An 11,616-nucleotide genomic window follows, 5' to 3' on the forward strand; every position below is an offset into this window, starting at 1 on the left:
TAAGTTCAAGATATAACCTCCGCACTATGCTAACCCCTTTACCAAACACATGTATCCGTCTTCCAGGGTAGGCTTTTCGCTTTGATAATCTTGTTTTTCCTTTGCCAGTATCCGATGATAAATCTTGCCTTCTATCTCGTTAACCTTAAGTTTATATTTATCCCCAACGATACTATTGGCATCAGCTTCAGCTTCATTGATTTGATATACTTTGTTTATTGCAATATTTCTTAATTCTTCACAAGATCCTTTAAACAATACATTTCCCTTGTCAATAACGATAACACTATTGCAGCAGGCATCCACATCCTCCACAATGTGAGTGGAAATCAGTATAATTTTGTTTTTTTTAAGCTCACTTATAGTGTTTTTAAAATTGGCTCTCTCGCCAGGATCAAGCCCCGCTGTCGGCTCATCCAATAGCATTATTTTTGTGTCCCCTAAGATAGCTTGTGCGATTCCAGCCCTTCTTACCATACCTCCTGACAATGTTTTTACCTTGTCCCCGGCCTTATCTTCTAGGTTAACTCTAGTAAGTGCTTTTGTTATTTCGTCGGTGCATTTGTTTTTTTCTATGCCCTTTAAAGAGCAAATGTAGTCCATCATTTCATATAACGTGAGCTCCTGGAACATTCCAAAGACTTGGGGCAGGTAACCGAGGCCTTGATGAAAACTTTTAGATTTACGTATTGGTTCATTGTTATATAATATCTCCCCTTTTTGGGGTTCATATAGTCCCGCTATGCACCGTATTAACGTGGTTTTGCCGGCACCGTTAGCACCTAATAATCCATAAACCTTGGTGTTTAATTGCAGATTAACACAATGAAGGACATCATTATTTTTAAAGCTTTTGCTCAGATTTTTAACGGTAATCATGTTTCAGGTCCTCCCTTACAATTTTTTTCACCAATTCTAAATAGTCTTCCTCAATTTCCGACATAAAATAATCAAGGAAGATGCTCATGTTCTCATCTCTGCGGGGGGATTCATAGAATAAATATTTTGCTGCCTTCTCACTAACAATATTGTTTAATTCAAATGTTCGTTTTTCATCAGCTTCGAATGCTTCTCTTTCCTGTTCATTCATTTTTAAATATTTTTCACTATTCATATTTTGATGCTTTTCATCTAGAAATCGCAATTCGTCTATCTCTTTCAGTAGAAGATTCAGGTCCACTGTGCCTTGAAATATCAGGTCAGTTTCATCTTGCCTGTTAAAAAGATAAGTAAAATAGCTCCACAGGAACCAACTGGCTGACTTGGGATTAGTGATCGATTTCATTATCCCCTCGGCTAATTCTTGCCCATTGTTACAGTAAGTAGATGTAATGTGGTCGCTCATGACCACAGTGTCCTCAGTGTTAGAGTTAAGCGCAAAGTTTCGTGGTACTTGAAAGAATTTCTTGTCTGAGATATGGATGAAATAATCCGGCCGGTCCAATCGATTGAATATGTCTGTTAATATTTCTTCAGCTTCACCAATATACTCTATTTTCGGTAAGTCCACTCGCATCGGCTCAGCGAATATATTATCAGCAACCTCATCATACATACCGGCAAATAGCGAAACACCGTTTGACTTTCCATGAAAAGAGTTATCACCACCTGCAAGATTACAGATTATCTCCAGATTAGATAGGATATTCACCGTGTAATTGCTTTCATTTGGAGAGGTATTGATAACATAGCCATACTGATCCGACTCCCATATATTAGCTCTGCCGGCCTTGGGATAATAGGCGAAATACCCGGGTAAGGTAATTGCTTGCCTGTTGGCATAGTATTTCGGTGATTTACCGTAATAGTTGAAAATGAGTTTGTCCGCACCGTTAAGATTTCCAATACTTACGTAATCACCCTCACGGTTGAAAGGTATTTCCCCGTTTTGTGTGCGAATACTTTTCAGAATATACCCGTGATAAAGGGTGAATTCATAGTTATCCAAACAAAGATTGTCAATTTTGACTTCCACTTCAGCGTGCAGCTCATTGCTAATGGTGAAATCCATTTGATACTCCTCAATTATGAAACCGGCTTGATATCCATCGTAATCTTCTCTGGGTCTAACCATGTAATAATGGGGATCAGCGTAAGGATAAGAATCAACTCTCATGTCCCTTAATAATGTTGAGCCTCTAACAGAAAACAAACCGATCCCCGACAGTAAAATGAAGCAGCTGGTGGCTATCAGTGCTTTTTTAGTCTTCTGGAAGAAACATTCAGTCAATATCAGTGTTAAAGGGAATATAATCCAAAAAACTGCTAATATCCATCGGATAGGCTCCATCGGAAACCCGTATATAGGATCTAATATAAAGCTGTTCCCTAACTCATGAGGTACAACAGAAAAAAAGTCCTTGAAATAGTAAAGCATTTTCTCAGTTAGATAAGAGTTGAAAAGTGAATATGGTATTCTGAAAGGAATATCTGTGAAAGTAGTGTTTAACAAAATAAAAATAACCGTAAGACTATATACTGCGAGCCTTTTGGTTTTCAGCTTGGCGGCCATTGCTGTTCCTAACATAATACCAATTATAAAAGATAACCCGAAATAAAGGACAGATAATTTTTTTAGGTGAATCAAAAAGGGGAGATATTGAACATCTATGTAATAATACATGAATACAGTAAAGGCTAAAATGATAATAGAAGGTATCACAACGATAGTTAATAAACACAACAGTATTACCCCATAAATTTTTAATAATCCCTGCTGGTATGTGTTAAAATACTCCACCATGTTGTTGTCATATATTTTGATTGTATGTTCATAACCGATATAAATGAAAAATGCAATCAAGAAAATTAAGGGGCGTACCAACCAAATGGTAACAGAAAATATATCACTATACTGCAAGTAATTATTGAAGCAAAAGCCAATGTATATCAGGATTAAAGCTAACAAAACAAAATATGGTATGCTCAAATTTTTACTCCGTAAAAATACCAATATTGAATCTTTATATAATTTTCTCACACCAAAATCCTCCCCAAGAAAGGGTATACTTTATTATAGGGGTATAAGAAATACCCCTATAATAAAGTATACTAGCGATTTGATACTGTTCCTTCACCGTTACAGTCCGTAAACAAATACTGGGGGTTTAATTGTACTCTCCACAATAAAGCACCAGACATAGTTGACAGTCCACTAGCACTTGAGCCGATAGCCATTAATGATGTTTTAACATTTGCCCATCCACTTCCACTAGAAGCTTGTAAATCAATATAAAGGCTATGCTCAGAAGAAGAATAGTTTCGGCCGCTATATTTTGCGCCATTGTTTGCTGTAATAGAAGCAGATTGGACTGGACCTTGACCTTTCTTAATGTTAACAGTTGCATTAGCAGCATAGATACTATTCACTAGAACAAAGGTTAACATTATCGCAACCATAAAACTTAGTGAGGAGCATAGGGTAATGCCACCGTACTCTTTTTTTTATTTTATAAACTCTTTTATCACAAAGGCTAACCTTTCTTTTATCTTTTCAACTATTAAGACAATTAAGATGAAAAAAAGTTCCCAATATTTTATATATATTTCCTTTAAATTGCTTTATAATGATATTATTAAATTAATATCAGAAAAGGTGAATGATTGTGAGAAATGAAATACACTAACTATTTTTGGAGTACAATCAGGGTTTATACCATGTAATTCAAAACATTGTAAAAAACCAATCTTTGGCGGAAGAAATACTTCAGGATGTTTTTTTAAAGGCTATTGAGTGTTACCCTACCATTAAAAATAATTCGTACATGGGTTCCTGGTTGTATAAAGTAGCTGTAAATAAGGCTTTCAATGTTAATAAAAGAGAAAGATTCTTTGTCAAAATCCCATTAGATATACTGGAATTAAAAAAATATTGCATTGAAGAAGATATTTTAAGAGCTTTAAGCAATAAAGAATTAAGAAAGGAATTACAGTCAAGCCTGGATATTTTGGACAGTATTTCTTTTACAATTTTATTTTTGTTTTACTTTGAAGAAAAAAAATTAGAAGAAATTGGTAACATTTTAAGGATTCCTATAGGAACTGTAAAGTCTCGTTTGCACCGGGCAAAGAATAAGTTAAGAAAACATATAACTGTTGACAAAAAACACTTCAGCCGGCTAATAAAGGATGCAGTGTTTTTTTGATTCATAGAATTGATTTTATGAAGGCCAGCTTTTTGCCTGAAATGGTAAGTTCAATTATGTGTTAGAATATTTTTGAAACAGAGAATATGGTAAAATGATACATGAAAAGAGGTTGAAAAAATGAAACATAAAACTACTGTAAAAGCATCAAAGGAGGGGTATATCCAGGTATTGGAAAGAATTATGCGTAAAACACTGGTATACGGAGAAAAACACTGCTTACCCAGTTTAGCCTTGTCACTTATCTTTATTTAAAGAAGGAAATAATCAAAATAAGTTGAATAAACAACTGTAAAGAAATAGAAATAATGCCAATTTGCATACTAATTTGCTAGCTAATATTTAGATAGGTTGTCATGATGTTAAGCAGTAGCTAATCAAGAAATATTTTTTGAGGCCTGGCACTTCATGTTAAATTCTTTCGTATTATTCCAAGAGCTACAAGAGAAGGTTTATGTAATAAGTCTAAACGAATAGAAAATTCTATTATGCAGAATTTGTTAAGAGGTATTTAATATTACTTTTTTAGATAGAAGGAGAAAATATGCGTTATTGTGCAATTATAGGGGATATTGTTAGCATTTGGAAAAATTTTTCTTGAAAAAGAAGTGATATAATAAGACAAACGCTATAATCGTAGTGGAATATTAAATCCTTTTGTTAGAGGAAAATTAAAATGACTGATATTTTAGAAATTGCCCAACAGCTTTTGGACATGTTATTAGCAAAATTTGCTGATATGTTCGTTAGTGTGGGGAATTTTCCTGAGCTTTCAAAATGGGCAGCGGAACTATACACCCTGGTTGTCAGGTGGGTATTCCCAATATTGGCATTAACCATATTTTTACGCTGCATTCTTCCGCTTTTGCATAATGGGAAGGGAAATAAGGTTTGGGGTTACCTGTGTATGAGAGACGGCACCCGGGAGCCTGTTAAAAATTGGGAAAACTTAATGGGGCGAAGCAAATTTTGTGATATTGTGATTAATCTGCCCTTTGTATCTAGAAGCCACGCTGTGCTTACATTTTATAATGGGATTTGGTCTATTGCAGACTTAGGCTCAAAAGGTGGAGTAGAAGTTAACGAGATAAAGGTAGAAAGTTCCCAAGTTGTAAATTACGGGGACACCATCTCCCTTTCAGGCGTGGAAATGGTGCTGGACTCGGCGGATAGAGAACAAAAGGGCTTATCTCATCAAAATGATACGTCAAGGTTTGCAGATTCCGGCAGACACATCAGCACCGGTATGACCCTGTTTTTAATTTTGATATTTCAACTTCTAGGAGGCATGCAGGTTTACTTTTCCATGGGTCCTGAGGCCAGTCAGGCCCTGCCTTTAGTTTTTCTCATATTTATCCTTACCATGTGTTTTCATTATCTTATCATGCGTTGGTTCAGTCAGAAAAAATTTGAACTGGAATTGCTGTGCTATTTTCTCTGTGGTTTTAACTTACTCATTGTTGCTTCAGCAGACCCTAACTCTCTAAATAAGCAGCTCGTGGCGATTCTTATAGGTATAGCAGTGTATACTTTAATAATGGTATTAATTGGGAACCTTGGACTTGCTCACAAACTAAAATATTTTCTTATGGCAATGGCTCTGGTGCTTATGACATTGAATCTGGCCATAGGGGACACATATTTTGGTGCAAAGAGATGGATAAACCTGGGGTTTGTGTCTTTTCAACCCATGGAGTTCGTAAAAATTGCTTTTGTGATGGCCGGTACCGCCACCCTGGATAAGCTGCTCACTACACGTAATATGACTGCTTTTATCGCATTTTCCGCAGCCTGTATCGGTACGCTGGTGCTTATAAGGGATTTTGGCACGGCCGTAGTTATTTTTGGCACCTTTATTGTGATAGCATTTATGCAGTCAGGAGATTTGAGGACTATTGCCCTAATAACGGCAGGAGCCATATTTGCATCTACAGCAGTAGTATCATTTATGCCGTATATTGCTTCTCGCTTTGCCACCTGGGGAAATGTCTGGGAGCTGGCAAATACTACCGGCTACCAGCAGACCCGAACTATGATTGCATCTGCCAGCGGCGGCCTCTTAGGGGTAGGCGGCGGAAATGGGTTTTTTAAAAATATTCCTGCGGCGGATACAGACCTGGTTTTCGGTCTGCTCAGTGAGGAATGGGGGCTGCTGATTGCCCTTATAGTGGTTTTGACCATTGTGTTTTTGGCGATTTATACTGTTTTTCTGACTAAAAACTGCAGGTCATCTTTCTATGCAATTGCTGCCTGTGGGGCGGCGTCCATTTTTTTGATCCAGACGGCATTAAATGTGTTGGGCTCAGTAGACATTCTACCCTTAACGGGAATAACCATACCTTTTGTATCCAATGGAGGTTCTTCCATGATTGCTTCCTGGGGCCTTTTGGCCTTTATTAAATCTGCTGATGACCGCATCAGGTTAGATAAAGATAACTATTAAGAGGAACAGGTGATTTGTATGAAGCTGTTGTCAACCCGAACAGCTGTGGTGCTGATTTATTCACTGCTGCTGGTGTGGGGCCTTATGACCTTCACTGAAAAGTATTTTAACAATGCTTCTGTATGGGTACAGCATCCTTCCAACAGGCATTTGCATGCAGACGGGAAATTGGTTTCATCGGGAATCATTTATGACCGTTGGGGCAGCATTCTTATGCAGATGGTGGAGGGAGCCACGGAATTCCATAAGGATAAGACGGTGCGAACCGCTGTTATGCATGCAACCGGGGACGTGAACGGCAACGTAGCCACCAGCTGTCAAGCAGCCTTCAAGGATCATCTGACCGGCTGGGATATAGTCAACGGGGCATATCGATTCAATAACAAATTAAGCTCCGGCAGTGACCTCACCCTCACCCTTGATGCCGACCTGTGTGCCGCGGCGTACAAGGAACTTGACGGCCGAAAGGGGACGGTGGGCGTATATAACTATAAGACGGGAGAGATTCTATGTATGGTCAGCACGCCCTCTTTTGACCCGGGGAACCCTCCCGATGTGAAGGCAAATGCTGATAAATACGAAGGGGTCTATATTAACCGTTTCCTTTCATCCGCATACACTCCTGGCTCGGTGTTTAAGCTGGTGACAGCTGCCGCAGCCATTGATAATCTTAATAACATTGAGAACAATACGTATTACTGTGATGGGAAGCTGCAAATTGGCGGTGATACAGTGACCTGTCAGTCAGCCCATGGTGAAGTTACGCTGAAACAGGCGCTGGCTAATTCGTGTAATGCGGCCTTTGCCCAAATCACTTTAGAACTGGGAGCAGATAGTCTTCAGAAATATGCAGATTTGGCGGGATTCAACTCAAGTTTGGAGGTTGATGGCATAAAGACAACGGCAGGTAGAGTGGATGTGGAAGATGTAACGGGAGCAAATCTTGCCTGGGCCGGCATAGGGCAGTATACCAATTCTGCAAATCCGTTGAACTTCATGGCTTTCATGGGAGCCATTGCTAATGATGGTGTCCGCATTACCCCAAGAATTTTGGCAGACCAGGGTATATTTTCATTTATCACTACTTCTAATGAACAGAAGCGGGTGCTCTCGGTAGAGACAGCAGAAAAACTTAAGAAATTGATGAGAAACAACACCGTAAGCGCCTATGGTGACGAAAGTTTCAAGGGCCTTGAACTTTGTGCTAAAACCGGTACTGCAGAAGTAGGTGGAGGTGAAAAGCCTCATGCGTGGTTTGCCGGTTTTCTGGATAGAGAAGATTTTCCTCTAGCTTTTGTGGTGGTAATCGAAAACGGAGGTACCGGACGCAGGGCGGCTGCTCCTGTGGCGGCAAAGGTGCTGCAGGCTGCGGTAAGAGCCGGAAGTAGTTGAGGATCATGGATATTTTATTCTAAAATCTTTTAAATACTACAGAAAGGGGTTTTTAGTATGCCGGTTTTAACATATTACTGCCGCAATTGTGGCTCTGCACTGCGCTTTAATGCTACATCCCAGGACTGGACTTGTGAATTTTGTGGTAGTGTTTATGTCAAGAGTGACCTGGAAGAAAAAAGCGAAGACGATCAAGTTAAAGAGCAGCAGATGGAGCAGGAGACGGAGGAAGAAAAGATTTACGTAAGTGCGTCAGAAGACGCAGAATTCAACGCTGATATCAAAACTTATAGCTGTAAGGGGTGCGGGGCAGAAATAATTACCGATGAAACAACAGCAGCCACTTTTTGTTTCTACTGCCATAGTCCAGCAATCCTGCCCCAGCAGCTTTCCGGAGTGTATAAGCCTTCCAAAATCATACCTTTTACTTATCCAAAGAAAGAGGTTGTGGATCGTTTTTTAAAGTGGTGCAAAACCAAACCGCTGCTGCCAACCAGTTTTAGCTCTCACTATCAAATCGAAAAATTAACGGGGATATATATTCCCTACTGGCTTTATGACTGCGACGTTAATGGAAAAATGGATGCTACAGCCCGAAATGTGCGTACCTGGAGTGTTGGTGATACCCGCTATACCGAGACAAAAACATATGATGTTTTTCGGGAGATTAAAGCCTCTTTTGGAGGAGTTCCCGCTGACGGCTCTATCAAAGCAGATGACAAACTGATGGAAACTATTGAACCTTATGATTTTGATGAAATCAGGCCTTTTTCCATGTCCTATCTCTCAGGCTTTCAGGCAGAAAAATATGATGTAGACAGCAAGAGTGCTTTTACTAGAGTTAAAGAACGGGTCAAAAAATATACCAATACAATCTTAAGAAATTCTATTACAGGATATAACAGCGTTTCCGAAAAAGGCTCCACAGTTATATTTAATAATGTCAAAGTGGAATATGCCCTCTTACCGGTATGGATGCTTACATATCATTACAATGGAAAAAGTTTCTTTTTTGTCATGAATGGGCAAACCAGCAAAATAGCCGGCAAGCTGCCTCTGTGCAGGAATAAAATGGCCCGCTACTTTCTTGGTATTTCTGCAGGACTTTATTTGATTTTAGTTGTAGGGGGGATGTTTATATGATGAGCATCAGTAGAAAAGAACAAAGCAAAAGGGCTGTACGCCAAAGGTCAACAACCCTGCTGCTTATTTTTCTCACAGTGGCACTGCTGTTGGTATTTGCCTTTTCCTCAACTATGAGCGCAGCCGAGCAGAGAGTTTTTGATATGGCCGGGCTGTTGACCAGTGAAGAGGTTTTACAGCTGGAAGATAGAATTAGTCAACTTAAGGGCGAACTGTTGATGGATATAGTTGTTGTGACAACTAATGATGCCGCAGGAAAAACATCAAGGGATTATGCCGATGATTACTATGATGACCATGGATTTGGTATAGGAAGCGAATACGACGGGCTGCTGCTGCTGCTTAATATGGATCACCGGGAAGCATATATTTCCACAACAGGCATTGCTATTGACTACTTTATCGATGCCCGTATAGAATCCACCCTGGACGACATAATTCCCTACTTAGCAGATGCCGATTACTACAGGGCCTGCACTGTTTTTTTAGATAACGTCTCCAGCTATGTGCGGGCGGGTATTCCGGAGGGCCAATACCGCGTGGCTGAAAGGGATCTAAGCTTTTCCGGCAGGGTAAGGAGTTCCCTCTCCAACTCACTTGTTTATATACTGATCAGCATGGCTGTCTCCGCTCTGGTAGTTGGTATCATGGCATCACTAAACCGCGGCACCATCAAAACATCATCAACAACCTACCTGGATGAAAAATCAGTAAATATTATTAGCAGGCGTGACAGGTTAATCAATACTAACGTAACCCAGGCCAAAATACAGTCCTCCAGCGGCTCTGGAGGTTCAGGGGGACTAGGAAGCACAACACACCGCTCCAGCAGCGGCAGAACCCACGGCGGCGGCGGACGTAAATTTTAAAAAGGAAGTGGGACAGAGGGACAAGGTGGGACAGAGGGACAAGGGACCTGTCCCCTTGTCCCGTTCTTGTCCTTTTTGTTTTTCTAGACACAGAATTCTTGACTATATAACCCAGGCTGGAACTATGGTCCAAAGGAAAAGGCCTCCTGAGGAATCCTATAGAATATATTTTTAGACAAGAAGCCCCCGCCCATATGCTTACTGCAGCGTCCGCTGCGGTAAATATATACATCAAATTTGGAGTATATTAGTTAAATATGAAAAAAGAAAAGAGGTAATTGATAAGTGCCAACTGACTTTTTGTCCTTAGGGGTTAAAACTGAACTAAACGAAATCTTAAAAAAACAGGGGGTCAATGTTCCCACTCCCGTGCAAATACAGGCAATTCCAATTCTACTCTCGGGAAAGGATATCGTGGCGCAAGCTCAAACAGGCACCGGCAAGACTTTTGCTTTTTTACTGCCGATCTTACAAGGAATAAATGAAAACAAGCCTTATATTCAGGCATTAATAATTACTCCCACAAGAGAACTAGCAATACAGATTACCTCTGAATTAAAAAAACTAGATCTTAATGCCCATGTACTGGCTGCTTACGGCGGGCAGGATGTTGAACGACAGATCAAGAAGTTAAAGGGATCAATACATATGGTTGTTGGTACACCAGGGCGAATTCTAGATCATATCCGGCGGGGGACCATAACCCTTTCCGGGGTAAAAATGTTAGTCCTTGATGAGGCTGACCAAATGCTGCACATGGGTTTTTTGCCTGATGTCGAGGATATAATTAGAAAGACATCACCAAAACGACAAACTATGCTCTTTTCGGCAACAATACCGGCAAATATACGTACCCTGGCAAGACGTTACCTGAAGAACCCGGTGGATATTCAAATAAAGAGCAAAAGAATCACCTTAGATGAGATTAGACAAGTGGTTGTAGCTACTACTGACCGAGGGAAGCAGGAAACTTTATTTAAACTAATTGAAGAGCATAGACCATACTTGGCATTGATATTCTGTCGTACAAAAAGAAGGGTTATTGCACTTAACGAAGCCCTTCTTAATCAAGGCTATTTATCTGATGAATTACATGGGGATTTATCTCAAGCAAAACGAGAGCAGGTTATGAAGCGTTTTCGAGAAGCAAAACTTCAAATACTTGTGGCAACTGATGTGGCAGCTAGAGGTTTAGATGTGGAAGGTATTACTCATGTATTTAATTATGATGTCCCTGAGGATGCAGATAGCTACATTCATCGTATTGGCAGGACCGGAAGAGCTGGAGAAAAAGGGTTAGCGATTACTTTAGCAACACCAAGAAATACTTTTCAATTACAGGCAATAGAAAAAGGTATTGGCATGACAATTGAAACAAAGGGGACAATTGTTGGTGAAAACAAATTAAATCAAATTAAGAAACAAAGGGGAAAAGGGGCTAAAGGCGTTAAAGGGGCTAAAGGATATCAAGATAAAGCTCTAAAGAAACAAGAAAGCCAGGGAAAAAAGCCAGCAAAAAAACATGGAAGAAACCAACCTAGTAAGCAAGATAATAAAAGAAGCAGCAAACATTCTAATTCTAGTAAGCGAAGAAGTAAGTGAACATAAAAACCTTTTTTTCCTG

10 protein-coding genes are annotated in these 11,616 nt (G+C 39.8%); 7 read left to right on the forward strand and 3 right to left on the reverse strand.

Annotated features, from left to right (window positions below; genetic code table 11):
- Positions 1-24: 24 nt before the first annotated feature.
- From HUE98_RS02475 to HUE98_RS02485, 3 genes are all read right to left on the reverse strand, one after another.
- Entirely contained in the window at positions 25-879 is an 855-nt protein-coding gene (locus tag HUE98_RS02475) for an ATP-binding cassette domain-containing protein (protein WP_241422310.1), read from the reverse strand.
- Positions 866-2,980 carry a hypothetical protein gene (locus tag HUE98_RS02480; RefSeq protein ID WP_241422311.1) on the reverse strand — a complete coding sequence of 705 codons (2,115 nt, stop codon included), beginning with the start codon at positions 2,978-2,980 and terminating at the stop codon, positions 866-868. The genes HUE98_RS02475 and HUE98_RS02480 overlap by 14 nt, the downstream gene beginning before the upstream one ends.
- A gap of 71 nt (positions 2,981-3,051) precedes the next feature.
- Positions 3,052-3,387, reverse strand: coding sequence for a hypothetical protein (locus tag HUE98_RS02485; RefSeq protein WP_241422312.1), 336 nt, complete (start codon positions 3,385-3,387; stop codon positions 3,052-3,054).
- 245 nt (positions 3,388-3,632) lie between these two features.
- Between HUE98_RS02485 and HUE98_RS02490 the strand changes: the two genes are divergently transcribed.
- From HUE98_RS02490 to HUE98_RS02515, 7 genes are all read left to right on the forward strand, one after another.
- The gene (locus HUE98_RS02490; RefSeq protein ID WP_318036516.1) at positions 3,633-4,145 is read left to right on the forward strand and encodes an RNA polymerase sigma factor; all 513 of its coding nucleotides are present in this window, start codon (positions 3,633-3,635) and stop codon (positions 4,143-4,145) included.
- Positions 4,146-4,265: 120 nt separating this feature from the next.
- Complete coding sequence (locus HUE98_RS17540) at positions 4,266-4,400, forward strand: hypothetical protein (RefSeq protein ID WP_277623700.1); 135 nt, start codon at positions 4,266-4,268, stop codon at positions 4,398-4,400.
- A gap of 421 nt (positions 4,401-4,821) precedes the next feature.
- A complete protein-coding gene (locus tag HUE98_RS02495; RefSeq protein WP_241422314.1) occupies positions 4,822-6,588 on the forward strand; it encodes an FtsW/RodA/SpoVE family cell cycle protein in 1,767 nt (588 codons plus the stop codon).
- Positions 6,589-6,606: 18 nt separating this feature from the next.
- Positions 6,607-7,980, forward strand: a complete 1,374-nt coding sequence (locus tag HUE98_RS02500) for a penicillin-binding transpeptidase domain-containing protein (protein WP_241422315.1) — start codon at positions 6,607-6,609, stop codon at positions 7,978-7,980.
- 57 nt (positions 7,981-8,037) lie between these two features.
- Positions 8,038-9,123: a hypothetical protein gene (locus HUE98_RS02505; RefSeq protein ID WP_241422316.1), complete on the forward strand. Its 1,086-nt coding sequence runs from the start codon at positions 8,038-8,040 to the stop codon at positions 9,121-9,123.
- Entirely contained in the window at positions 9,120-9,992 is an 873-nt protein-coding gene (locus HUE98_RS02510) for a TPM domain-containing protein (RefSeq protein WP_241422317.1), read from the forward strand. Before HUE98_RS02505 ends, HUE98_RS02510 begins: the two co-directional genes overlap by 4 nt.
- Before the next feature lie 285 nt (positions 9,993-10,277).
- Positions 10,278-11,594: a DEAD/DEAH box helicase gene (locus HUE98_RS02515; RefSeq protein WP_241422318.1), complete on the forward strand. Its 1,317-nt coding sequence runs from the start codon at positions 10,278-10,280 to the stop codon at positions 11,592-11,594.
- The last annotated feature ends 22 nt before the right edge of the window (positions 11,595-11,616 follow it).

Origin of the sequence: Candidatus Contubernalis alkalaceticus (assembly GCF_022558445.1) — a bacterium.
Lineage (GTDB): Bacteria > Bacillota > Dethiobacteria > SKNC01 > SKNC01 > Contubernalis > Contubernalis alkaliaceticus.

Coding starts and splice junctions, on each gene's coding strand:
- HUE98_RS02485 (WP_241422312.1), bottom strand. CDS start 3,387: ATGTTAACCTTTGTTCTAGTGAATAGTATCTATGCTGCTAATGCAACT.
- HUE98_RS02475 (WP_241422310.1), bottom strand. CDS start 879: ATGATTACCGTTAAAAATCTGAGCAAAAGCTTTAAAAATAATGATGTC.
- HUE98_RS02500 (WP_241422315.1), top strand. CDS start 6,607: ATGAAGCTGTTGTCAACCCGAACAGCTGTGGTGCTGATTTATTCACTG.
- HUE98_RS02510 (WP_241422317.1), top strand. CDS start 9,120: ATGATGAGCATCAGTAGAAAAGAACAAAGCAAAAGGGCTGTACGCCAA.
- HUE98_RS02505 (WP_241422316.1), top strand. CDS start 8,038: ATGCCGGTTTTAACATATTACTGCCGCAATTGTGGCTCTGCACTGCGC.
- HUE98_RS02495 (WP_241422314.1), top strand. CDS start 4,822: ATGACTGATATTTTAGAAATTGCCCAACAGCTTTTGGACATGTTATTA.
- HUE98_RS17540 (WP_277623700.1), top strand. CDS start 4,266: ATGAAACATAAAACTACTGTAAAAGCATCAAAGGAGGGGTATATCCAG.